This window comes from Mesobacillus jeotgali (genome assembly GCF_014856545.2).
Classification (GTDB): Bacteria; Bacillota; Bacilli; order Bacillales; family Cytobacillaceae; genus Mesobacillus.
Map to the genome: position 1 here is coordinate 2,788,193 of NZ_CP109811.1, position 23,798 is coordinate 2,811,990.

Here is a 23,798-nt window from a genome sequence, read left to right on the forward strand (position 1 = left end):
AAGTGTCCAAGCTTTTTTCATATTAAGCTTTAATTTTGTGAAGAAACATAGGTCATTTAATCCTAGTTAGTAGTCAATAGCAACAAAGTTTGAGAAAAGAGCAAAGTTAAAAGACCAAAATCTTGGTCTTTTAAACTTACTCAAACGGAATTTCTTCCTGATACGCCTTTTCGTATTTGGTTAACAGTTCCTCTTTATGTGCTTCACTGTTAATTAAAATGTCTCCATAAACAGGAACTACTGTATGCCAGTCATGTTCTTCGTTATTCCTGGATATGAACAGATAGCTTTCTCCTTCTTTGAGCAGCTGGTCATTTTCCACCAGAATCAGCTTCTTCCCTTCATAGCCACCTTGCTGGTTGACTGTTACCTCACCTTGCAATTCACCCTTGATGGTCTCTGCTACTTCCACTTTGAACTGTGTTTCAAGCATCCCACTTTCTTCAGACGTTCCAGACATCTTTATGACTTTTCCAACGAATACATTGTCAGCCCATCCGACAAGCCTTTGAGGGTCAGTCACATCAAAAGCATGACTGGTTTGTACCGTTTGAATCACGGGATTTTCAGGTGGTTGATTAGAAAGCAATCCAGGACCAGCGATTCCCAGGGCAATGATCGCAGCCAGGCCTGGTGCTGCAAAGGCGAACCATTTCTTATTATTGCTTTTTCCTATCTCAGTTTTTGCCTTGCCAATCCCTATTCTGCTGCGTTCACTCAATTCTTTCGGTATTTCAATTTTATTCATTTCTGTTTGGATTTTATTGCTCATTTGCCTCATCTCCTTCCAAGTCTTTACGAAGCTTGCCCAATCCCCGGTACAAAATTGTCTTTGCTGTACCCAGAGGGATATTCAATGTTTCTGAAACTTCTTTTAGTGTCATTCCCTGATAAAATCTAAGCAGGATAACACTTTTTTCTTCCTCCCGCAGGTCTTCTATCAATCCCTTTAGAGTAATTTCGGATGTTAAATCTTCATCTACTGCTCCGGAAATAAACTCATCAAAATCGGGCTTCAGCGGCACAACTTTTTTCCTTTTTCTAAGTATGTCGAGGGAACAGCTGATGGCTATTCTGATCAGCCATGACTTAAAGTATTTGGGCTCTTTCAGTTCTTTAATGGATTTAAAAGACTTGTACGCAGTTTCCTGTACAACATCCAATGCGTCATTCTGGTTTTTGACATATATAAACGCCATCTTGTATAGATCTTGCTCATATTGCTGGAAAAGCTCGAGAAATGCTTTGTCATTTCCCTTCTGGGCTTTTTTGATCAACTTCAGCAATAGGTGCACCCCCTTGTTACCGTTCTTATTCATTAGACGGAAGATTCGCTGATTTGGCTTTAAATCCTCCTTAAAAATAAAAAATAAAAACATCCTGTACTACTAGCAGGATGTTTCCCTATAAAATCGTATAGCTCTTCCATACATCTGGCAACAGATTCTGATATTTATTCTGTAAATACCGATCATCGATCAATATAATCGTTCCTGTATCTTTTTCTGACCGTATCAGCCTGCCGCCAGCCTGGAGCACTTTGTTCATGCCCGGATATACATAGGCGTAATCAAATCCATTTTTCCCTTCGAACGAAAAATGCTGTTTGATCAAATCCCGCTCAAAGCCGATCTGAGGCAGACCAACACCCACTACCAATACGCCATTCAGTCGATCACCCTTTAAATCCACTCCTTCTGAGAAAATCCCTCCCAGGACAGCGAAACCTGCCAGAGAACCTGATCCGCCTGGTTTGAAGGATTCCAGAAACGCTTCACGTTCGGCATCTCCCATCCCTGTACCCTGAACAATTGTACGTATTCCGTAATTGCCCTGATTCCAGTACTCCAATACCGAATTAAGATAAAGATAGGAAGGAAAGAAGATTAAGTAGTTGCCTGGCTTGCTTTGAATGGTTTCAATGAGTGTTTTGACAATTGGCTCTAACGAGTTTTCTCTATCCTTATATCTTGTTGATAAAGGTTGAATCATTACCTGGTTTTGTTCTTTTGAAAATGGAGAAGGAATTCTGACAACATAATCATCATCGTCTCCACCTAACATATCACGGTAATATCCAATAGGACTCAAAGTGGCCGAAAAGAAAACACGGGACCTAAAGCTTTTACCTGCTTGCTTAATCAGATAAGAAGGATCAAGGCAAAATTGCTTTACTATAACCTCATTCCTTTGAACCTCTGCATATAAAATGAAGCGGTCGTCGAACAGCTTGCTGATTCTTTGCCAATTCTGCGCTGCAAAATAGGTATCAAGCAACTGCTCAGAATTCTCAGATCGATCGCTTAGAAGCTCCTTTTCGGCAAAGTCGATAAATTCCAATACCAACTGATTGAGTTCCTCTAGTGGTTCCTTATACACCATTGTTTTAGAAGGTTCTGCCTGCTTTTTTATTTTGATAAAGCAGTCGTTTATTTGCTTGCAAATCCTATGTAAATTTTCGTTTTTACCTTTAAAGTCCCTTTTTAGCTGTAAGAATGCTGTCTTTTCTAAAGTCGATGAAAACATATCCCTTCCTCTGTCAACCAGGTTGTGAGCTTCATCAACAAGAAGGACAGTTTCTTTCTTTTGGTCATCGAATAAACGTTTCAATGAAACTTTTGGATCAAATATATAATTATAATCACAAATGACTGTGTCAGCCTCATATGCAACGTCCAGAGAAAATTCGAAGGGACAAACCTTATGTTTGAGGGCATATTGTTCAATACATTGTCTATCTAGAGAATTTTCATTTTGTAGGATATCGAGGATCGCGTCATTGATTTTGTCATAATAACCGTCCGCAAACTCACAATGGTCTTTATTGCATATCCCCTGCTCTGTAAAACAGACTTTGTCCTTTGCCGTAATGGTCACTGCTTTCATTTGAAGGCCATGATCAAAAAGTTGGCCAAAAGCTTCCTCTGCTGTTTGCCTGGTAGTGGTCTTGGCAGTCAGATAAAAAATCTTACCCAGATGTTCCTCACCGATTGCTTTAACAGACGGGAAAAGTGTAGAAATAGTCTTTCCGATGCCAGTAGGAGCACTTGCGAAAATAGTCTTCTTTTCCTGTATGGTTTTGTAAACCGATCCAGCAAGCTGCCGTTGCCCTTTACGGTATTGAGCAAAAGGGAATGCTAACGCTTTTATGCTCTGATTCCTATTCAGTTCATGCTTTAACCGCCATTTTGCGTAAGGAGCAAATACAGATACCATGTTCAACATCGCTTCTCTTATTTGATCATATGTCCGAGTCCTAATGAATCTTTTCACTTCACCGGATGATTTCTGTACGTATGTAAGCTGGATATCGATACAATCTAATTCATTGTCCTCCATGTACATGTAAGCATAGCATTCTGCCTGGGCCCAGTGTGCAAGATTACTGTCTTCATTGATCAGTTCAAGACTTAAAGAAGTTGACTTAATTTCATCTATGGTGATACGTCCAGCATTTACAAGAAGCCCGTCACAACGTCCTTCAATAATAAAGTGAAGGTCTTCATATTCTATTTCAGTCTTTAAGTAAACTTCACTTAGATCTTGTTCGTTATATGTCTTCTGAACTTCACGATGGATTCGAGAACCTTCGGTAAAAGATGAAGCAGTCCTGAACCCGGATACGATACTTCCACTTTTGTATACATACTCAGCCAAAGTTCTCACCGATATCTTCATTTCATTTTTCATCCACTCACCTGGCCCAATCTAAAAATCACTACAATTAATTATAGTACATACGTTCTGATATATCCAATCAAAATAAAAAGTCCGTCCCAGTGAATCCTGGAACGGACAAATATTTTACCAATGGCGAGTTATTTCAAGCAAAGTGTCAATCTCAATTGGGTTCAGTGTAAAGCTCAGATCATTTTCAGCAATTTCCGTTGTCTCATCCAACAGCTCGTCAATATCCATGCTAATTGTTCCCATACCGAACCTCCTCATTTTATGCTGGACAGAACCTTTGTCCGGCTTCGTGAAATAGTTCGTTTATTATATGAGGGTTCTGGGGGTAATTTAACATCGAGAAAATTTTCCCAAGTTCGGCAGATCAATGAGAAGCTCATCGGGGTAAACTATAAGTGATCTGTTTTAAAGTAGCCAAGACCGCCTCGTATACATACAGAGAAGGATATTGGTTCAAATAAAAAAAGGCCAAAATTGGCCTTTTTTTCTGCAGCTTAATATGGCGGCAGGATTGGCGGCATGCCGGACACTAGTACTCCCAGTGCCATTGCGCTTGTCATTAGAGCATACATCATTTTTTTCATTTTACATTCCTCCATTACTGATTTTTTCAATATATTTTACTGCTTGATCAAACCTACCTATATTTCGGTAATGGTTTGATAGCATTTTGTAAAAACAAATTAATTCTTCACTTTTCCCATCACTTTCTTCTAAATAAGGTATAACCTTAGATTCGGTGTAGGCAAGAGACTTTTCCGGGGAATCGAGTGCCATAATATAGTAGTTTGAAAGAATCCTATATTTCTTATTATCTAACTGTTTTGATAAAAAGAAAGATTCATCAAAGGCCTCTTTGGCTCTTTCATATTCTTTTAACTCGAAGTTCATCTCACCAATTGTATAATGGTAATTAAATAATTTAAAGTGTTCTTTGGTTGAAGAGATTTGCTTTTTTCTAGATAGTATAAAGCCTCTTTATAGTTATGAACCTTTTTCTGTAAATATCCCATATTGTGATATATTTCTGGTAACATGCTCTCTTCATTTAACATTTCTGCATTCCTTATTAAATGCTTGAAATTTTCTTGGGCTTCATCGTAAATTTTTGTATTAGTATAATTGATCCCAAGCAGCATCATTACGTGCAGAATTTTCTTAAAATTATACTCAAGCATAAATTCCTGAAGAGCAAGCTTTCCAAAATGGATTGCATATCCTGGTTCTTCTAATAAAGTTTTTGCTATTGCTCTGTGATAAAGAATCTCTCCGCTAGCAATCTCGATTTTAGAATCCTTACCAATGGAGTCTAAAAGTTCATCTGCTCTTTTGTATGATCCCTTCTTTAATAACCATACAGCATACAGATAGGAAAATAAAGCCATTTGAGGTTGGGAAAATATTTTCTTCTGCTTATTCAATAGTTCATATTGTATCTGTGCTTCAGGAATCAACCCTTTAAAAATCAAGTATCTAAATTTAGTTAATTCATATGTATGTAGATTCGTAGTAAATGGAATTATCCCTTCAAACTCCTTCAATCTTTCCATCACTTCATCGGCTTCATCGTTTAAAAAATAGTCAATTTTTTCATTCAGCTCCGCCACCAGCTGTTTAATTTGATCCTCATTTTCTGTGATAGAAGCAAGGTTGACGCCAAGCCTTTCGAGCAACAGGCCCATAGTTTCTTCATTGGCTTCCTTTGAATTGCTTTCAATCTTGCTTAAATGGGGAACTGAACATATGCCATTTGCCAGTTCCTTCTGTGTTAGACCTTGCTGAATTCTATAAAATTTTATGAGTGGTCCAAACTGCATACATTCACCTTCCGTTTTCTTTTAATCTACCATCTTTTTAAACTTTTTAAACAGTGCAAAAGTACTATTTTTGAAAAATTCTATATTTTATAAATTGTTTCTTCATATAGTACAACAAATAATGAAATAAAGCCACCCGGGTCAATCAACCCGGATGGCTGGCATGGATGTGAGTTTGAATTATCTTACACGAGGGAAACCAAAACCTGACGCGTAGTCATCGCCAGTAGCTGCTCCTGTTCCACCTTTGATGTCATATAGCTTCGCGCGTCTTTGGATTTCAGAACGAAGCTGAGAGTTGCTCCAAGATTTATTTGCTGACCATAGTTTAGCTGCAAGGCCAGAGATGTGTGGCGTCGCCATTGATGTGCCGCTCATCGTAGCATAGTTTCCATCTACGGCTGTTGAATAAATTCCGCCGCCAGGTGCTGCTACTTCAACGTCCTTTTCCTGGATATAGTAGTCGCCGTCCGTATATGGGTTACCACGAGATGAAAAGTCAGATACTTTATGTGTTCCATTTACGAAAGCATTATCCAGTGAAGCTACTGCAATCGCATTTGTTAAGGCACCAGGATAACCTATCGTGTTCGCGCTTGGTCCACTGTTACCTGCAGCAGCTACTACTAATGCACCCCTGCTGTATGCATAATCAACAGCACTTGCAATCATAGAATCCTTGCCGCTTGAACCTAATGACATCGAGATGACGACTTTTGTTCCTGTACGAACACCTTCATCTGCAGCATGACGGATTGCCCCTGCGATATCATCTGAATACCCAGAACCATTATCGCCTAATACCTTATAGCCCCAAAGTTCAGCTTCCGGCGCTACTCCATACACTCCTGCTCCATCGTATCCGCCATTCGCGACAGCAGTTCCGGCAACATGTGTACCATGGCCCTGACGGTCAGTACATGATCCATTGACCATTGAAGAGTAAGATTGGGTGAAATCTTTACACTGTTCAACATTATCAGTCAGATCAATGTGATTGCGGTTGATCCCTGTGTCAAGAACGGCTACCTTGATTCCATTCCCGCCGCTTGTAGACTGGATATAGTTATCATTATAGATGGCTTGAATTCCCCAAGGAGTCTGGTCAGATGGATAAGACGCCTGCGCAGTGTAGTCGCCCTTGCCTTTACCGTTTCCATTCCCTTCTACCCGGGCATCGATTGTATGGGTGCCAACCTGGGAAACTTCAATATTCTTATTTTTCAATAGAGCCTGATATTGCTTGCTGTTTACTTCTGTTGTGAACCCTTGATTACCAAAATCCCATCGTTTTCCATATTGTTCTTTCGCCTTTGCTTGTTCTGCACTCGGACCTTTAATTAAAACTCGGTAAGTATCCTGGCTTTCTTGCACTCCCGCGCCAAAAGCCCCTGTTGCAAACATCGAAAATCCCATTGCTAAACTAAGTACTGCGGATCCGAGTATTCTCTTCTTTTTCATTCTCTTGCTCCTCTCACCCTTGAAAATTTTACAGCTCGCCGGCTGCAGAAATAAGTATATTTTAAATTTTCAGCTAATATCAACAGATAACCGAGCCGTTTTGATTGGGAAAAATGGTGTATAAAAACGCTGTATTGGCGCTTAATTGGGATAGGTTTACCATTTACATTTCCAATTCAATAACCTTTCCCTGTTGGGAACTTTAACTTTGTAATATTGTTTTCTTCCATATAGGTATCTCTAATTAATACTGAAGAAAGCTGCTGCTGGCAAAATAAAAAATGGGAAATCACCATTCGAAAATATTGGGAAACCAAATGCTTTCACAGATGTATTTTAGGAAAAAGGACAAAACACAGCCTCCTGAAGCAGAAAAAAACACTCCGATAATCATTATCGAAGTGTTCATTCTAAAGAGATTTTTTAAATGCTTTGCTGAGAGAATTTAAAAAAGGCACATCGGGGACAGTTTTTGAATTATTAAGGTAAAAAGCATGATTCGGCTTAATCCCGATAATACATGGCTGAAGCCCCATGACCTGCAGTTCCTTAACAAGTGCAACGAAAGCTTCAACACCTTCGCTTGTTAAATTTCCGACACCATTAAAATCGAACAGTACCTCTTGATAGCCACCAGCCTGGGAATTTTCCAATACCCTCTTTTCATTCTGGCTGATCAATTCACTATCCAGGTTTCCAAAAAGAGGCACCAATGCAGTACTCTTGGTTAACTTAATGAATGGGCAGGAAAGACTTTTAATCTCGAAAAGTGTTTTTTCGACCAGCTCTTTTTTTTCAAGCAGTTCAAGATTTGTGTCTGCCAGCCGTTTACGGTGTTTTTCAACAATACTTTCTAGTTCTTTAAGGCGATTGTCTTTTTCAACACAGATGATATGACCCCGACTGTCATTCCAATTTACACTTAAATCGAACAGGGCATAAAGAGATTCTTTGGTTTTCATGATTAATTCGCCTTCCATCCTGCTTTCCAAATTTCCAAATATGTTTTTTATTTTTCCATGGCTTTCCCAGTCCACAAGGTCAAGAAAATTATCACCTATTGAAAATATTTCTGAGCTTACTTGAGAAAAATCAAGGATATTATAGTCACGGTCTATTAAAAAATACGGTTGCGGCAAATATTTAAGATCCGACATTTGATTTCACTCCATGCTGATGACGGCCAAGCCAATCGTTTACTTCTTCCAGGTTTTTAAGAAAAAGCGTCCGTTCCGAACCATACCGGTCAAATTCATAATGACTTAACAGTCTGCCACCTACAATTACGACAGGGTGGTACGGAAGCTCTTCTAATTCTTTAATATAGGGACGAAGGTGCTCTGCATGGTACAGGATTGAAAAAGACAGGCAAATAGCATCCGGTTTCCACTCCTCAGCTGCTTTCTTAACATACTCCAGTGGAAGGTTTGGACCATGGAATTTTATTTCCCAACCATTTTCACTGAACAGCTGGCTGGTCATCTTCAGCCCAAGGTAATGCTGTTCACTTTCAACACAAAGAAACATCGCTTTTTTTCCAATAGAAGAGAATGGCTGGTCCTTTCCTTTTTGCCAAATGTATCGTGCCAATAAGTAATCACAGGTTGAAGTTGCTAAATGCTCATCCGCAACAGTGATTTTATTGGTCTCCCACAAGTGACCGATATGTCTCATTGCAGCCGTAATGATGTTTTCATAAATATACAGACTATCTTTCGAGCCCTTTCTTTCGTCATCCAGCAGTTCCCATGAGGCATCCTGATCGCCTTCAAGCAATAGCTGCGAAAGCTCTATAGCCTTTTCCATCTCACCTCACCTCATTCATCTATTATTCCTCACCTGATAATGAATCAATTGCGCTTTCAAGCATATTGATAAATACTCTGGAATGTTTATCATCACTCGACTTTTCAAAAGCAATAATCAGTCTTTTAAAATTATCAATAAGATGCTCTGTCTTCATCCCTCTGGAAGTCAGGATTCCATTTAGCCATTGAGCATAATCAATAAAATATTTTTCCTCATCCATGTTAGCAGCTGTTTGAAGATATTTTATATGATGACCATTGTCCTCTTTGCATTTTTGCCTCCCGCTTTCTCCAAATTTTCCAAGCAAGATAGGATTATCCCTGTATATCCCGTCGGTAACTTCTTCTATAATTGAATTGATTAAAGAGGTGTTCATTCAGCTACCACCTTGTATCGCCCGACTTTTGGGCGGATTGACGCTAGTTCCTGATCTGGATAATTCTTCTCAAGTTCATGAACTTTCTTATATGCGTCACTCGTAATGTAATTTACGTAATTTTCCTTTGAATCCCAGCAGATTTGAACGGTCAACTCTGATGGTGTTTGTTCATTTTGCAGCAAATGGAAGGAAATGAATCCTTTATACTCATCTACCAGTCTCGACCTTTTTTGATAGATGCCAATCACTTCATCAACCTTGCCTTCTGGTATGTTCACAGTGGAATGAACGATATACATACTCCATTTCCCCCTATTTCCTTTTAAGACATAGTGCAATTATACATTTCTGGGTGTATGCATTCAAATTAACGACTTCCACAGGAGAAATAGAATTTCCCTATAAAAAAAGACTTGTATTTTTCTTGCATTTAAAATAATATACTTAAAAGCTTTGAAAGGGAGAAAATGGTATGATTAGAAAGCTAAAAGCAAGTGATAACGAAAGGGTTATGGACTTTTTGAAAGATGAAGCTGCCTTGAATCTCTTTATAATTGGTGATATAGAGGCGTTCGGATATGATTCTGATTTCCAGGAGCTATGGGGTTTTTTTGGAGAGGAACATGATTTATCAGCGGTTTTGCTTCGGTTTCACAACTCTTTCATACCTTATTCTAAAACTGGCACAATACCCGTAAAAGAATTTTCGAAGATTATAAAATCATATCCAGATAAGATTTTCTTATCTGGAAAAAGTGACTTGGTTGAAAAATTCGAGAATATACCTGGGATCGAACTTGGCAAAAAGCAAGTGACATATTTCGCTGAATGTAATACTGATGAGTTTTTGGGGCAAACAGAATTTGAGATTAAACAAGCAAATATTGAAGATGTGGATCGAATAATTGAATTAAGAGCTGGGATAGAAGAATTTTATCCTAATCCAGATGCATCCAAAATATTACGGCAATCCATGGAAACAGGTACCGGGAGAACCTATTACCTTGAGCAGGATGGACAGATGGCTGCTTCAGCTTCCACAGCTGCGGAAAATTCAATGTCTGCTATGATCGTTGGGGTATGCACTCACAAAGATTATCGACGAAAAGGACTTGCAACCGCTGTAATGCAAAAACTATTCAAAGACATCATGAATGAAGGAAAGTCATTATGCCTCTTTTATGACAACCCTGAGGCAGGCCGGATATATAAGCGGTTGGGCTTCGTGGATATCGGGATGTGGACCATGTATCGGTGATAACAAATAAAGCTGGATGTTAGCCATCCAGCTTTCGTCTTATTGTCTGGCTGCCTTTATGATCGCTTCAATTGCCGTCTGAATTTGATCTTCATTTACATCGTAATGGGTTACAAATCGTACAAAAGTAGGGCCAAATGTACCGGAAATGACTCCTTCCGAGCGAAGCCTCTCTACAAATATATCAGAAGTGATGTTCAAGCCTGCTACATCTGCGACGACAATATTTGTTTCCGGCTGTCTGGCAAGCTTCATTCCAGGGATCGATTCGATTGCTTCTGCCAGTACCCTTGCATTCCATTGATCTTCTCCAAGTCTATCTTTCATTTTAGTCAGGGCGATCAAACCAGGTGCAGCGATGACACCAGCCTGCCTCATACCGCCGCCGAGACGCTTCCTCCATTTACGGGCTTTTGAGATGAATTCTGCATCACCAGCTATGATTGACCCAACTGGTGCTCCGAGTCCCTTTGAAAGACATATTTGAACTGTATCTGTGTTTTTGGCGAATTCCTTCACACTCACACCTGCAGCCGCTGCAGCATTGAACAATCTGGCACCATCAAGATGAACAGGTACTTTACTGGCTTGGGCAATACTATAGACCGCTTGCATATTTTCAACCGGAATAACTGCTCCCCCTGCCCGGTTGTGGGTATTTTCCAAACAAATCAACCCTGTTTCTGGATAGTGGATATCCTCAGTTCGAATAGAATTTAAAACATCCTGTGGATCCATTGCTCCCCTGTGCCCTGGAATAGTCCTGGTCTGGACTCCGGCAAGGGCAGCTACTGCACCGGATTCATAATAAAAAATATGGGATTCTTCCTCCAACAGCAATTCCTGTCCTGGTCGGCAATGCGTTAGAACAGCAATTTGATTTCCCTGTGTTCCGCTCGTAACAAACAAAGCCGCTTCCTTGCCAAGTATTTCAGCTGCCGCTTCTTCCAGCTCCCTGACTGTTGGATCCTCTTTATAGACATCGTCACCCACCTCTGCTGTGTACATTGCTCTGCGCATTTCTTCAGTAGGTTTTGTGACAGTATCGCTTCTTAAGTCAATCATTATTTCCCCCTCATTTCTATGTAAATTCGTATTTATTCATATTCTACCAACAGAACCTGCAAAAAACTAACAGTTTCTATTGGAAAGCATTCGGGTATCTCTTTTACATACACTAAAAAAGGAGGAATTTAGTATGAATATCGAAAAAGTTATGACCAGAGACGTAGAATATTGCAGTCCTGATACACCCATTCACGAGGTAGCCTCTAAAATGAAGGATCTTGATGTTGGGGTAATGCCTATTTGCGAGAATGACCAGTTGACAGGCCTGGCCACTGACAGGGATATTGTTTTGAAAGCAGTCGCGCAAAACACTTCAATGGATACACCCATATCCGAAGTCATGACAACTGATCCAGTGCGCGGCACCGTTCATATGACGGCTGAGGAGGCTGCAGATTTGATGGCAGATGTACAAATACGAAGACTCCCAATTGTGGAAGACGGTAAAATGATTGGAATTGTATCATTAGGAGACCTGGCCGTGACCGAAAAGCTTGATGATGAAGCAGGACAAGCTCTTGAGGATATTTCAACTCCGGCAGAGCCTGAAAAATAAATTAATTTTAAAATACCCCGCCGGCTGGCGGGGTATTTTATTCTGATCCTTATATTTTTCTGAATTCCAGCCCTTTTTCCTTCATTAAATGCTTTAAGGCTGATTGAAAGGTGGAAAATGATTGTGCTTCTAATTTTATTCCATCAAGGACCATCCGCTTGACCAATTCTGGATTCATTCCGACAAATAACGTTTTGACACCCATCAACGAGATAGAAGAAGCCATTTCATGAAGCTCCCTGCCTATTTCTTCAAGGCATATGTCCTCAATTTTTTCTCCACTGATATCTGTTAAGTCTATAATAGCCGTTTCTATGTCTTTATTATGGATAAAATCAAGAATTTTTCCGCGTATTTTATCAAATCGCTCTGCTCGGATTAACCCTGTAATAGGTACCAGTATTGTCTGAGGTACAATAGAAGGTATGATTGGAGCGGACATTTCAGAGATAATCGTCTCATATTCTTGAATTTTTCTCTCTAGCTCCTTGAGTCTATTTGTATCCAAAATTTCAAACCCCTCCGATGCCGTATTCACCCTGCTTTAACTATGATACCTTTTCAGGAATATTTTGTATAGAAAAAAAGCTGCTTCTATTATCGAAGCAGCAAGTAAAAGGTCATCCTATGACCCTCAATGTATAACATTAATTAAATGCATGATATCTTCATAAATTTGTTCTTGATATTCGTCATCACAGCATCTCTTGTAATCATCAATCAAACGTCCAAGTTCTTTTAGAAAAATTAATTTTTCTTCTTCATTAATCATGGCAGAATTCTCCTTAACAGGATAAAAGTCATGTGTATGTTTAAATTTATCATGATTTTTTCCCTTTAAACAACCATTAATTTTCCTTATCTCATTATTATATTTTGCATATGTGGAGAAACTATTCATAAATACATCAGATGTTACGTGTTTATCTAAGAAAGGAGCAACCATGTTACATAATATATTCAGGCTGGGTATGCTGTTAATATCCTGGGCCACTTTACTCTTATATCCAAAACGTGACTTCAAACGGTTTCTTCCTGTCACAATTTTTGTTACAGGAATGGTATCCATCTTATTGGTAATATCTCATCCATTTAAGCTATGGAAAGTGTCTGGAAGTCTCAAAACCAGGATTTTCAATGACCTCAGTTTCACACTGGGCCCTTTTTTTGTTACAAACCTATGGGTTTTCCGTCTGGCCTATGGCAATCTCTGGCAGTACTTAGGAATAAATCTGGTGATTGACTATTTATTAGCATTTCCCATTACTAAGTTTTTTAAGAAAATAAACATCTATCAATTAGAACGGCTGAAACCAATGTATTTTTTCAGCATCATTTATTCATTTGCTATATTTGCCTACGGTTTTCAGTATTTATTTCAAAGGTCAAACATTAGATGTTTCATGTCTAATCGGTTGAAATTAAATAAAAACCCTTCCGCCAAACTAATGGAAGGGTTTTCGCTTATTCTTCATCTATAGTGATATTTTCCATGACCAGTTCGACGCCTTTGGTGTTCTCAATATAACTGATTACAGGATCAATTTCATTCCTGAGCTTTGGAGTCAACGGCAATTCAATTCTTTCATCATCATAAGTGAAAATCACTTTATCAGGTGTTAAGGTGCCACCCTCTTTTTTGTTGACTTGTTTCATCGCCGTAATTTTATCCCACGGATATACAGTTTGTTCTAATTTCCAAAGCTCGTCATAATATAAGGCATTCTTGTCCATATAATAATAATTGTCAATGCTCAAGTAGCCTCCTGCAGCCATGATGACTAGTGTGAATGCGGAGGCAATAAAAACACTGAAACTTCTCTTTCTCGATTCATCTGTTTTGAAAAGATAGATTGCTATAATGATCAATAATACTGGTATGATCAAAAACACTGCAACCATTGCAACATAGGATGACATCGGACTGTCAAAGAACCAGTGAGACTTGTCAATGTATATCGATTGATGAATGAAAGTAACAATAAAAATACCAATTGGTACAGATGCGAAGAGAAGAATAACGGCGACTGTTATCAGCAAACTCCCCGCTCGGTCAGCATTATGTGCATTCAAAATATTTATCCCCTTTTCTTTTTCTCTATATTCCCATAATATATATTCCACTTAAAGTAAAAAATTCCCTTCCTAAAAGATGCTTTTTTTCATAAATTCTAGCTGAACATCATTAAATTCTGCCTTGAATAATATTATGTTTGAATAAACAAGCTAATTACAGGTTCAATCTCTTGAGTACCCTCATGCGCCCTGTCATCATCCGAACAGCATTTTATAAGTGTCCGAACCAGATTGGTCTGCACAATCAAATGAATTGCGGCTCCACATTTTCTTACCTAGGAATAAAAAACAAGCTGGACAATTGTCCAGCTTGTTTTTTATTTATTTTCTTAGATTTTCCTGGTCCTTTAATCGATTTTGCTGATCGGGAACCCTGCCTTGATCCTTGAACTCATCAATCTTTTTTGCTTCCCCTAATTTTTCACGTTCGTATTCCTCCAAGCTTTGCTGATTATTTTTTGAATCTGCCATGGTAATTCCCTCCTTAGCCTTAGTATTCATGCTATTCCCTAATAGAAAAACAGCCAAACCCAAATGCTGAAGAGCAAATGTATAGTTCCCTGCAGTTATCTAATTTCACAGATGTTCACGACAGACCAAGGCACTTAAAACAAATAAAAGATGAACTTCTGCCAGTCCAAGATGTTTACATAAACTCTATAGATGGTAATTAGATTAACAAGAACGTTCTTAACTGGAAAGGTATCGGAGTTTTAGAAGCTTCCGAAACGGATAAAGAAAACAATCCGTAATACTACACCGGTGTGAAAGCAACAAAGATTACGTAAATGAACCTAACTTACCATGTAAATACAGAAGGAAAGGAAAATGTATAATGAGAGAAATAACAGTAACGGTGGATCTAAAGGGGAAAAATTATTTAACAAATGTCATTGCAGACCGTGAAACATCAGAGGAAGAAATTTTAGAGATGGCACGTAAGCAAGTTCAGGAGCAATGGCTCTTTTAAATAGGGAAAAGGATGTTCAATTTGGCTGAACATCCTTTTTATTTTGGTTTTCATTTTTTAGAATCCTTGTTCCTTTTATCTGGCCCATTTCGTAATCGTAATCTTTGTCCCTGTTCCCGGCATGGAATCGATATCAAAACTGTCCATTAACCTTTTAACCCCCGGAAGTCCTGCACCAAGACCACCTGAGGTAGAAAACCCGTCCTGCAAGACCATCCTTATATCATTTATACCCGGCCCATTATCAGCAGCAGATATCTGAATCCCTCTTCGTCCATTATCTTCTAAGACGTTAATAGTAATCTGGCCGCTTCCCGCATACAAATAAATGTTTCTTGCGAGTTCCGATATTGCTGTCGTTATTCTTGCCTGGTCTACGCCACCAAATTGGAGTTCTTTAGAGATTTCTCTCCCTTTCTGACGGGCAAGCACTATATCAAATTCATTATTAATATTAATAATAATCGGTTCTGTCATCTGGTTAACCCTCTAACAATTGGCTTAATATCGAAATTCCTTGTTCAAGATCCAGTGCAGTATGGACATTTTCCAATGTTATGCCAAGTTCTATCAAAGTAATGGCGACCGCCGGCTGGATACCTGTCAGGACAGCTCTCGTGCCCATCAGGCTTGTCATTACGATTACATCGCCCAATACTTTGGCAATGAACGAATCAATCATATCGACAGAAGTCAAATCGATGACAACACCTTTCGCTCCTGTATCCTTAATTTTATTCAATAAGTCCTCTTGAAAAGTCAGTACCGTTTGGTCGTCTAGTTCTACTTGAATTGAAACTAATAAATAATCCTTTAATTTTAATATAGGAATTCTCATTTTATATGCCTCCAAATCATTAAACTCACCAGAATTCACTATGTACAAATAAATTTCATTCAAGGTGGTCTGCATCCAAACACTTGCACGTTAGCAAATAAGATTTTAATTGGATTATACGCTATATAACAAGTGGTTTACAAATTAAAAGCAGTGTTTAATGTATGATAAGCACATAGGCTAAAAAAAATAAAAAACCTCCAGTCAGGAGGTTTTAAAAGTCAAAGGCCTGGGTAAAGGTTTAAACAACTGTCTAAAATGTAGTTTTTGCTCCCAGGTAACGCGGCTTCCAGTAAGAATTATTCATGTCACTGATTTCTACTCCTCTTGAAGAACCGGCATGAATAAATTTACCATCGCCTAGATAAATACCTGCATGGGACGGACCTGGCTTATATGTCTCAAAAAACACTAGGTCTCCTACACGTGGTGAAGAAACAGGTTTTGTAGCATCCCAAATGGATGCGACTGTTCTCGGGATTGAAATTCCGACTTTGCTATATGCATAGTTTAAGTATCCTGAACAATCAAACCCTGCCGGCGTACTTCCTGCCCAAACATAAGGGACACCGATATACTTTTTGGACTCAGCAATTAATGAGTTTACCTTAGAGGTAGAACCATACGTTGCCATAACAGGAGTGTTTGCTGATGAAACATTAGTAGCAACTGGTGTTGAAGCTGAGCCTGATAGCTTCAATACCTGTCCAGGGAAAATTACATGCGACTTCAAATTGTTAATAGACATCAATTGTGATAGCGATAAATTATGGCGAGCAGCAATCGTTGACAAATTGTCACCGCTACGGACTGTATATGTGCTGGATGAGCTGGCTGGTGCAGTTGAAGCCGTGGTAGCTGCAGTCCCAGATACTTTTAATTTTTGTCCAGGATGAATCACATCAGATTTAAGTCCGTTCAATGATTTAAGTCCGCTAATGGACATTCCATATGATTTTGATATTCCCCATAACGTATCGCCTGTCTTTACGACATACGTAGAACCGGATGTGCCTACGGCAGTACTAGCATCAGTTGAATGACTGTGCGGCGCTAATACTGATAGTTTTTGATTTACATAGATGGTAGAGCTTGATAGATTATTCCACTTTTGAATATCATTTATAGTAACATTATATATATTTGAAAGTTTCCATAAAGAATCTCCAGATTGAACTGTGTGTAATTTATCATGAGCACTTGCAGAACCATTGAATGATGTAAATAAAATCCCGGCTGTTGCAGCCACCGTCAAAAGCTGTTTTTTCATGTTAGAGCAACTCCTTTGATTTCGATTACAAAATTAATAGTAGAGTTTCCCAAACTAGTTTTGAATCTATAAATAATGGTTTGCAAGGAATAGTTTTCCTCTGGTAAAAATATCGTTTACATGACAAAAGTTCGCTTAAATCCCAATTTCGCAGGGATTACAGGCTCTTTTTTCCTTTTATAATTAATTTTGTTACATTATTGAAATATAAGCTTAATCTTGTTGTAATTTTTAGCAACTATGTCTGTTGGCCCCCTTCATAGTTATAACAAGGTCAAAAGGACCTAATAAGTTGAACATGTAATGATTTTTCTAGATAGAAAATCAAAACACCCCCGCTGTCATGACAGCGGGGGTTTATGTTTACATGTTATTAAAGGTTGCGCTTGATTAATTGATTAGCCAAGTGATCCACCTGCTGGCTATTCCCTGTTTCTTTGGCAGCTGATGCAATTTGATTGATCATTTGACTGCTCTCCGGATTTGTAGAGGTTGTTGAATGGAAACCTGTAGTTTTGTTTGTCTTATTCATATCTAAACCAGACGTTATCTCTTTTGCAAATTCTGTTATTCCTGCAGCTACCGGCTTATTAAAGGCTGAGCTTGCATTGGTATTTTGGAAAAGCTGCCTCATTCCATTTCCCATTTGATTTCGAAAAATAAAAGCTGCCGCAGCACTTGCTACAACTCCCATAATCGAATATGTCATGGAGCGATTTCTTTTAGGTCTGTACCCGAACATTTTCATCATGTTTTGAGGTATATTTGATCTCATTAACGCAGAAATCCATGCAGATCTATTCATCCGGCAGCACCCCTTTTTAAATTAGAGGAGTAAACTCCTCCATCAATTAGTATTTGATTTCTGCCGAACGATATTCCGGAAAAAGATTACATAGGAGCTGTTTACTCTTTAAGAAAAGGTTGTACCTTTTGTATAGCTTCTTGTAATTTCTTCGCGTTTTGAATATACATTTCCTTCGTACTCGAAGACTCTGTCGCAAGAGCAAATAATTCAAGATCTGCCTGGCACTTATTAAGCATGGCTAGCAATAATTTTCTCGGCTGAGGTGATGGAACCTGATTTTGGTCGTCGTACGTATCAATGAATAATTTCCCATAAGAATCTACTTGGCCTAAAAAAACATTGTCAAGCGTCACTTTTAAATTAGCTAGCTCAATATCCAGCCATCCTTTGTTTTTACCAGTAGCTGCTAATTGGTCATACAATACATTTCCATCCATTATGACAGTATAGGATTCCTTTTCTGGAGCCACAGGCAAATTTATATCCTTTGGTGTTAGTGGCTGCAAATCTTTTTTTAGCAATACACTTAAATCACCTTTTGGCTCCAGGACAGCAAACTCAACATCTGCTGTTTTAAAAACATTTTTCTGTCTTAATAATGAATTCAATTCATCGATTGTATATTTTTCCTTCTTTAAATTCTCTTCCATTATTTTTCCATCTTTAATGATTACTGTCGCTTTTCCTTCAAATAAATCCCTGAACTTCTTGCTTTTGATTCCGATGAGATCATGTAAATATGTAAAGGATCCAAAAATTATGATGGCCAATACACCGTGAAATATATTCCCATCCAAACCCATTATTACTTCACCAGCGATACTTCCTATAGTAATACCTGAAACATATTCAAAAAAAGACAGCTCCGCCAGTTGCTTCTTCCCGCCCATTTTCGTGATCGCAAATAATGTCACTACAACAATACGGAAGAGATAATAATGTGCATCCAATCATTCATTTTCTCACCTCTAGCTTTTATACTGTGGTTCTTCAATTTCAAGCTGAGTTTTCCTGTTTTGCAGGTCCGTTTTTATTTCGCCTATGATCAGCATGCTTTCGTGAAAAGCTTTGCTTGCTTCAGGAATATTGGTATTCAATGCCATAGAAGATAACTGAGCTTCGATCCCTTTAATCGTTGAAAGGACCTGGTTAACATCTGATGCAATAGTCATATTATTTCACCTCTATATATAGGAAAAGGGCGGGTTCCCCCTGCCCTCCTTCCGTTTTCACTGTTTGTATTGTGGTTCTTCTTGTTCAATTTCCTGCAATCGTGGTTGAATGCTATCTATAACTGCCTGAGTTTGTTGAGCAGCTGTCTGATAAAGTTGCTTAGCTTGTTGGTTATCAGTTCCAAGTGCAAATGTTTCTAAACTTGCCTGAGCACTTTTTAGACCTGCGATTGTTTGCTTTACTTGAGTTCCAACTGTCATCATGGTCCCTTCTTTCCCAAAATTTTTGGTACTGTTTTAGTATGACTAGGCTTAAAAGAAATATGCTAGGCTAAAAATTATTTCAATACAAAAAGCCACCAGTATGCTTTAGGCAAACCAATGGCAGGTTATTTTTAATCTTCGTTCACCATAATTCTTGTGTTATACAATACGTAGCCGTTTTCCCATCTTGCGCGAATTTCCAATGCATAATCACCAGAAGCTACATTCGAATCCTCGAGGTTTATAGGGTATCCTTTTAACCCTTCATATGCGAGCTTTCCCGATTTCATTTCCCATAAATAGCATTTCACAGAATCCGGTGAATGTTCAAATAAAAGCTTAATGTTATCACCAGATTCAACAATGATCGGGTTAGATTCCCTTGCGAGGACAGCTGGATCGATATTATTATCAGCCGCCGAAGTCCGCCCCCATTTACTTAAGGAATATGTTACAGGCTTAACCTCAACAGTATGTTTTGCTACAACCACTTCTAAATCAGGAGGAACGGGTTTATAACGGCTATAAGTGCTCCAGCTGATTACACATAATAAAAACAAGAAAGACAATATTAGCCATGGAACAGATTTCTTCACCGCCATCCCCCATTTCCGGATTGCTTCCCATTAAATAGACGGGGAAATCAGTAAATAAGTTTCAAATTTTCAGTTAACATTTATTCAAATTCAATATTTTACGTTTGGTAAATTTATTATTTTTTTCATATTCCTGATAAAGTTTTTCCTGGCTTAATCCATTTTCGATTTCCTGTAACATTCATTACATGCGTATAACATCTCTTATTTTATAATGAATAAATAATTGATAAAAAGTTGGTGATAAATATGCATGAAGCTCGATTTTCTCATCCTTCGGCTGGACATGCTGCTGTGGTTGATTTTGATGAATATCCTTACATCGTTATCTGGGAAGTGACTAGGGCCTGCCAGCTTAAATGTCTGCATTGCAGAGCAGACGCGCAAAATAAACCGGACCCAAAGGAATTGACGCCTGAAGAAGGTATAACACTAATTGACCAAATTTACGAAATGGGAAATCCCATGCTCGTATTTACAGGTGGAGATTGTATGATGCGAGAGGATCTTTTTGATCTTGCTGATTATGCGATTAAAAAGGGCATGAGAGTCTCCATGACACCAAGCGCCACAGATAATGTGACAATAGAAAAAATGGAAAGGGCCAAGGAAGTCGGACTTTCCAGATGGGCTTTCAGCCTTGATGGTCCCACCCCTGAAATCCATGACCATTTCCGCGGCACTCCTGGTTCGTTCGACCTTACAATCGAAAAAGTGAAATACCTGAATGACTTAAACATGCCTTTGCAGCTTAATACCGTTATTTCCCGCTACAATTACAACCATCTTGAACAAATGGCGGAATTAATGAAAGAACTCAAGGTAGTCATGTGGTACATTTTCTTGCTGGTGCCTACAGGCCGGGGGCAGCTGGATGCCTGCCTGACTCCAGCCGAGCATGAAAAAGTGTTCAGGTGGCTTTATGAATTAAGCAAATCTGCACCATACGATATTAAAACTACTGCGGCTCAGCATTACCGGCGTGTAGTATTTCAACAAAAGGCTCGGGAACACAGGGTCAATAAGGCAGATGGGATCCGGTATGAGGATACCTTGACTAAGGATATGGCCTCTCTGACTGATGGCTTGAAGCGAGCACCAAAAGGAGTAAATGACGGAAACGGATTTTTATTTATTTCCCATACTGGTGATGTCATGCCGTCTGGACTCCTGCCGCTTGTTGGCGGGAATGTCCGTGAAAAGCCTTTGGCTGATATATATCGAAATTCCCCTATTTTCAAAGACTTGCGAAGCCCTGACAAATATAAAGGAAAATGCGGTGTATGCGAATTCCGCTTTGTTTGCGGGGGTTCACGCTCCAGAACGTATGCAGTGACCGGAGACTATATGGACAGTGAACCATTCTGTGTCTACATCCCAGGAGCAATGCGTAAAAAGGAAACTAAATTTTAACATCATCAGCTCCATCTTAGGAGCTGTATTTTTTTATCATTTTTGACACTTTCATGACATCGCCAAAACTGTGACATAAAGCACGGCAGCCAAGACCTTTCAGGTTTTACAATAAAACTAACGAAAGGATGGTGCAAAGATGACAATCAAGATTGATCAAAACGCATACAAATGGTTTGAAAAAGAATTTGATACACCTAAACCGTTTCACATCCGCCTTTACCCTCAATATGCCGGGTTTGGCGACAAGAACAAGGGCTATAGCCTGGCCTTCTCGCTTGAAGCTCCTGCCATTGCCGCCGAACAGCATGAGATTGACGGAATTACCTTTTACGTTGAAGCAAATGATACATGGTTTTTTGATGAAACAGATGTTGAACTTAAGTACAGCGACACCGCTGGTGAAATATTCGCCCATTATATAGAACACAATTAAACTCTATTGAGTCTCTGGTATTTACCTGGGACTCTTTTACATTTCTTTTGGAGCTTTGATCCCCAATATTCTAAGCCCTTCCTCGAGGACAATGCTGACAGCATGGACTAACTGGAGCCGCGCATTCTTTTCCGCATCATCTCCAAGGATCCGCACTTCTCCGTAATATTTATTAAACGCCTGGGACAGATTGAGGACATATTTAGCAACAAGGGATGGATCATTTCTTTCAACCGCTTTCTTGATGGTATCCGGGAACATTTGCAGCTCAGTGATCACTGGCCATTCAGCAACGGCTGCCAGATTGGTGTCCTCGTTAACAGCTTCATCTTGTAATGCCCCCTTTTTCAACAATGATTGTGCCCGGGTATTTGTATACTGAACATAAGGTGCTGTTTCACCTTCTACTTTTAGCATCTCTTCAAGGGAAAACTCTATATCATTCATGCGGAAATTCTTAAGGTCATGAAAAACAACGGCACCGGTACCAATCATTTTGGCAACATCTATTTTATTGACCAAAGATGGATTTTTTTCTTCAATATTTCTTTCCGCCAGCTGAATAGAATCCTCGAGAACATCTTCAAGCAAAACGACCTTGCCTTTTCTAGTGGACATTTTTTTGCCGTCCTTTAACATCATCCCAAATGGAATATGAGTAATACCATCCGCCCATTGAAAACCCATTTTGGCAAGCACTGCTTTTATCTGTTTAAAGTGAAGACTTTGCTCATTTCCAACCACATATAATGATTTCACAAAAAAATACTCTTCGAACCTGTATAAGGCCGCCGCTAAATCCCTTGTAGCATACAAGGTGGCTCCATCTGATTTTTTTATAAGACAAGGCGGAAGTTCTAGGTCATCCAATTTGACTACTTGCGCCCCATCAGATTCATCAAGCAGCCCCTTTTCTCGCAGCATTTCCACGATTGGTTCCATCTTATCATTATAAAAAGCTTCACCAGCATATGAATCAAACTCTATTCCCAAAAGATTGTATATCTTCTTAAACTCCTTCAATGATTCATCCTTGAACCACTTCCAAAGTCTAAGTGCTTCAGGATCGCCATTTTCAAGACGTCTGAACCAATCGCGGCCCTCTTGTTCAAGCTTCGGCTGACTTTCTGCGGCTTCATGAAATTTTATATACAGCGCAAGCAGTTCCTGAATCGGTTCCGCCTTCACCTTTTCTTCATTGCCCCAGAGCTTATATGCCGTGATTAGTTTGCCGAACTGAGTTCCCCAGTCTCCTAAATGATTGATTTTCACTGTTCTGTAACCACATTTTTCATAAATAAGCGAAAGTGAATTCCCTATAACGGTTGATCGCAGATGACCCATGGAAAAAGGCTTAGCAATATTGGGTGATGAAAGGTCAATTGTTACAGCCTGACCTTCACCAATATCAAGATCACCATAATGGTTCTTCTTTTGCCCTATTTCATTTATAAGTTCTCTGGCAACTTTCGTTTTATTTAAAAATGCATTTACATAGCCGCCAACTGCTTCGAAACGATCCAATGATTCACCGACCCCGCTTTGCAAGCGCGAACTTAATTCTCGAGCTATTTCAAAGGGAGGCTTCCTCATCTTTTTCGCCAGTTGGAAACATGGAAATGCTAGGTCTCCCTGATGCAAAAATTTCGGTTTCTCAATTAACACCTCTATTTCATTAGGAGAAAGAAGGCCATCAAGCCGAGCAGCAAGCAATTCTGAATAAAGTTTTAGATAATTCATTAAAAAGCCTCCCTGATAAAAATAAAAAACTCCCGTCTCTTAAATAAGAGACGAGAGTTTTTCCCGCGGTACCACTCAAATTGTTCCATTATAAGGAACCTGCTTTCATTGATAACGGGTATAAATCCCGGCCGGCCCTACTGGTTTTCAGGCAAGCATCTCAAAAGTGCGCTTCAT

Annotated in this window: 29 protein-coding genes, 1 pseudogene and 1 other annotated feature (1 of these 31 cut by a window edge); of the genes and pseudogenes, 5 read left to right on the forward strand and 25 right to left on the reverse strand. The window is 39.1% G+C overall.

The window, feature by feature from the left end:
- Positions 1 to 136: 136 nt before the first annotated feature.
- From FOF60_RS14200 to FOF60_RS14250, 11 genes are all read right to left on the reverse strand, one after another.
- Positions 137 to 772: a hypothetical protein gene (locus FOF60_RS14200; protein ID WP_192471809.1), complete on the reverse strand. Its 636-nt coding sequence runs from the start codon at positions 770 to 772 to the stop codon at positions 137 to 139.
- Positions 762 to 1,286 (reverse strand): sigma-70 family RNA polymerase sigma factor, encoded by a 525-nt coding sequence (locus tag FOF60_RS14205; RefSeq protein ID WP_225650137.1) that lies wholly within the window; start codon positions 1,284 to 1,286, stop codon positions 762 to 764. Before FOF60_RS14205 ends, FOF60_RS14200 begins: the two co-directional genes overlap by 11 nt.
- Positions 1,287 to 1,404: 118 nt before the next feature.
- Entirely contained in the window at positions 1,405 to 3,690 is a 2,286-nt protein-coding gene (locus FOF60_RS14210; protein WP_192471807.1) for an ATP-dependent DNA helicase, read from the reverse strand.
- A gap of 114 nt (positions 3,691 to 3,804) precedes the next feature.
- Complete coding sequence (locus FOF60_RS14215; protein WP_264647565.1) at positions 3,805 to 3,933, reverse strand: hypothetical protein; 129 nt, start codon at positions 3,931 to 3,933, stop codon at positions 3,805 to 3,807.
- Positions 3,934 to 4,275: 342 nt separating this feature from the next.
- Positions 4,276 to 4,581, reverse strand: coding sequence for a hypothetical protein (locus FOF60_RS14220; RefSeq protein WP_192471806.1), 306 nt, complete (start codon positions 4,579 to 4,581; stop codon positions 4,276 to 4,278).
- Positions 4,578 to 5,507 (reverse strand): helix-turn-helix domain-containing protein, encoded by a 930-nt coding sequence (locus FOF60_RS14225; protein ID WP_192471805.1) that lies wholly within the window; start codon positions 5,505 to 5,507, stop codon positions 4,578 to 4,580. Before FOF60_RS14225 ends, FOF60_RS14220 begins: the two co-directional genes overlap by 4 nt.
- A gap of 180 nt (positions 5,508 to 5,687) precedes the next feature.
- Positions 5,688 to 6,968 (reverse strand): S8 family peptidase, encoded by a 1,281-nt coding sequence (locus tag FOF60_RS14230; protein WP_192471804.1) that lies wholly within the window; start codon positions 6,966 to 6,968, stop codon positions 5,688 to 5,690.
- Positions 6,969 to 7,378: 410 nt separating this feature from the next.
- Complete coding sequence (locus FOF60_RS14235; protein ID WP_192471803.1) at positions 7,379 to 7,930, reverse strand: STAS domain-containing protein; 552 nt, start codon at positions 7,928 to 7,930, stop codon at positions 7,379 to 7,381.
- 181 nt (positions 7,931 to 8,111) lie between these two features.
- Complete coding sequence (locus FOF60_RS14240) at positions 8,112 to 8,774, reverse strand: cobalamin B12-binding domain-containing protein (protein ID WP_192471802.1); 663 nt, start codon at positions 8,772 to 8,774, stop codon at positions 8,112 to 8,114.
- Between the two features lie 22 nt (positions 8,775 to 8,796).
- Entirely contained in the window at positions 8,797 to 9,153 is a 357-nt protein-coding gene (locus FOF60_RS14245) for a hypothetical protein (RefSeq protein ID WP_192471801.1), read from the reverse strand.
- Positions 9,150 to 9,455: an antibiotic biosynthesis monooxygenase family protein gene (locus tag FOF60_RS14250; RefSeq protein ID WP_192471800.1), complete on the reverse strand. Its 306-nt coding sequence runs from the start codon at positions 9,453 to 9,455 to the stop codon at positions 9,150 to 9,152. The genes FOF60_RS14245 and FOF60_RS14250 overlap by 4 nt, the downstream gene beginning before the upstream one ends.
- Before the next feature lie 173 nt (positions 9,456 to 9,628).
- On the opposite strand from FOF60_RS14250, the gene FOF60_RS14255 reads away from it, so the two are divergent.
- Positions 9,629 to 10,414 carry a GNAT family N-acetyltransferase gene (locus FOF60_RS14255; protein WP_192471799.1) on the forward strand — a complete coding sequence of 262 codons (786 nt, stop codon included), beginning with the start codon at positions 9,629 to 9,631 and terminating at the stop codon, positions 10,412 to 10,414.
- 39 nt (positions 10,415 to 10,453) lie between these two features.
- Here FOF60_RS14255 and ltaE read toward each other — a convergent pair whose 3' ends face one another.
- The gene (gene ltaE / locus FOF60_RS14260; protein ID WP_192471798.1) at positions 10,454 to 11,479 is read right to left on the reverse strand and encodes a low-specificity L-threonine aldolase; all 1,026 of its coding nucleotides are present in this window, start codon (positions 11,477 to 11,479) and stop codon (positions 10,454 to 10,456) included.
- Positions 11,480 to 11,612: 133 nt separating this feature from the next.
- Between ltaE and FOF60_RS14265 the strand changes: the two genes are divergently transcribed.
- On the forward strand, positions 11,613 to 12,038 hold the full coding sequence (locus tag FOF60_RS14265; protein ID WP_192471797.1) for a CBS domain-containing protein: 426 nt from the start codon (positions 11,613 to 11,615) through the stop codon (positions 12,036 to 12,038).
- Between the two features lie 49 nt (positions 12,039 to 12,087).
- Here the strand turns inward: FOF60_RS14265 and FOF60_RS14270 are convergent, their stop codons facing one another.
- The 4 genes from FOF60_RS14270 to FOF60_RS14285 all read right to left on the reverse strand — a co-directional run bounded on the left by FOF60_RS14270 (position 12,088) and on the right by FOF60_RS14285 (position 14,585).
- The gene (locus tag FOF60_RS14270; protein WP_192471796.1) at positions 12,088 to 12,546 is read right to left on the reverse strand and encodes an STAS domain-containing protein; all 459 of its coding nucleotides are present in this window, start codon (positions 12,544 to 12,546) and stop codon (positions 12,088 to 12,090) included.
- A 126-nt stretch (positions 12,547 to 12,672) separates the two neighbouring features.
- Positions 12,673 to 13,062: a hypothetical protein gene (locus FOF60_RS14275; RefSeq protein WP_264647566.1), complete on the reverse strand. Its 390-nt coding sequence runs from the start codon at positions 13,060 to 13,062 to the stop codon at positions 12,673 to 12,675.
- A gap of 440 nt (positions 13,063 to 13,502) precedes the next feature.
- Positions 13,503 to 14,111: a hypothetical protein gene (locus FOF60_RS14280; protein WP_192471795.1), complete on the reverse strand. Its 609-nt coding sequence runs from the start codon at positions 14,109 to 14,111 to the stop codon at positions 13,503 to 13,505.
- Between the two features lie 324 nt (positions 14,112 to 14,435).
- The gene (locus FOF60_RS14285) at positions 14,436 to 14,585 is read right to left on the reverse strand and encodes a hypothetical protein (RefSeq protein ID WP_192471794.1); all 150 of its coding nucleotides are present in this window, start codon (positions 14,583 to 14,585) and stop codon (positions 14,436 to 14,438) included.
- Positions 14,586 to 14,949: 364 nt separating this feature from the next.
- On the opposite strand from FOF60_RS14285, the gene FOF60_RS14290 reads away from it, so the two are divergent.
- The gene (locus FOF60_RS14290) at positions 14,950 to 15,084 is read left to right on the forward strand and encodes a BA3454 family stress response protein (protein WP_158651627.1); all 135 of its coding nucleotides are present in this window, start codon (positions 14,950 to 14,952) and stop codon (positions 15,082 to 15,084) included.
- A gap of 75 nt (positions 15,085 to 15,159) precedes the next feature.
- On the opposite strand, the gene FOF60_RS14295 is transcribed toward FOF60_RS14290, so the two are convergent.
- The 8 genes and pseudogenes from FOF60_RS14295 to FOF60_RS14330 form a co-directional block, all read right to left on the reverse strand.
- On the reverse strand, positions 15,160 to 15,561 hold the full coding sequence (locus FOF60_RS14295) for an anti-sigma regulatory factor (RefSeq protein ID WP_192471793.1): 402 nt from the start codon (positions 15,559 to 15,561) through the stop codon (positions 15,160 to 15,162).
- Positions 15,562 to 15,565: 4 nt separating this feature from the next.
- Positions 15,566 to 15,922: an STAS domain-containing protein gene (locus FOF60_RS14300; RefSeq protein ID WP_192471792.1), complete on the reverse strand. Its 357-nt coding sequence runs from the start codon at positions 15,920 to 15,922 to the stop codon at positions 15,566 to 15,568.
- A gap of 253 nt (positions 15,923 to 16,175) precedes the next feature.
- Positions 16,176 to 17,192 carry a C40 family peptidase gene (locus FOF60_RS14305; RefSeq protein ID WP_192471791.1) on the reverse strand — a complete coding sequence of 339 codons (1,017 nt, stop codon included), beginning with the start codon at positions 17,190 to 17,192 and terminating at the stop codon, positions 16,176 to 16,178.
- A 373-nt stretch (positions 17,193 to 17,565) separates the two neighbouring features.
- Entirely contained in the window at positions 17,566 to 17,997 is a 432-nt protein-coding gene (locus tag FOF60_RS14310; RefSeq protein WP_192471790.1) for a hypothetical protein, read from the reverse strand.
- Between the two features lie 101 nt (positions 17,998 to 18,098).
- Positions 18,099 to 18,958: pseudogene (locus FOF60_RS14315) on the reverse strand (DUF421 domain-containing protein).
- 10 nt (positions 18,959 to 18,968) lie between these two features.
- A complete protein-coding gene (locus FOF60_RS14320) occupies positions 18,969 to 19,172 on the reverse strand; it encodes a DUF1657 domain-containing protein (protein ID WP_192471789.1) in 204 nt (67 codons plus the stop codon).
- 57 nt (positions 19,173 to 19,229) lie between these two features.
- Entirely contained in the window at positions 19,230 to 19,433 is a 204-nt protein-coding gene (locus FOF60_RS14325) for a DUF1657 domain-containing protein (RefSeq protein ID WP_192471824.1), read from the reverse strand.
- 134 nt (positions 19,434 to 19,567) lie between these two features.
- Positions 19,568 to 20,032 (reverse strand): hypothetical protein, encoded by a 465-nt coding sequence (locus FOF60_RS14330; RefSeq protein WP_192471788.1) that lies wholly within the window; start codon positions 20,030 to 20,032, stop codon positions 19,568 to 19,570.
- A 249-nt stretch (positions 20,033 to 20,281) separates the two neighbouring features.
- Between FOF60_RS14330 and FOF60_RS14335 the strand changes: the two genes are divergently transcribed.
- A complete protein-coding gene (locus FOF60_RS14335; RefSeq protein WP_192471787.1) occupies positions 20,282 to 21,445 on the forward strand; it encodes a TIGR04053 family radical SAM/SPASM domain-containing protein in 1,164 nt (387 codons plus the stop codon).
- A 139-nt stretch (positions 21,446 to 21,584) separates the two neighbouring features.
- Positions 21,585 to 21,881 carry a HesB/YadR/YfhF family protein gene (locus tag FOF60_RS14340; protein WP_192471786.1) on the forward strand — a complete coding sequence of 99 codons (297 nt, stop codon included), beginning with the start codon at positions 21,585 to 21,587 and terminating at the stop codon, positions 21,879 to 21,881.
- Positions 21,882 to 21,917: 36 nt separating this feature from the next.
- Here the strand turns inward: FOF60_RS14340 and argS are convergent, their stop codons facing one another.
- Entirely contained in the window at positions 21,918 to 23,621 is a 1,704-nt protein-coding gene (argS, locus tag FOF60_RS14345) for an arginine--tRNA ligase (protein WP_192471785.1), read from the reverse strand.
- A gap of 43 nt (positions 23,622 to 23,664) precedes the next feature.
- Positions 23,665 to 23,798, reverse strand: a binding site (T-box leader); it runs 82 nt beyond the window's last position.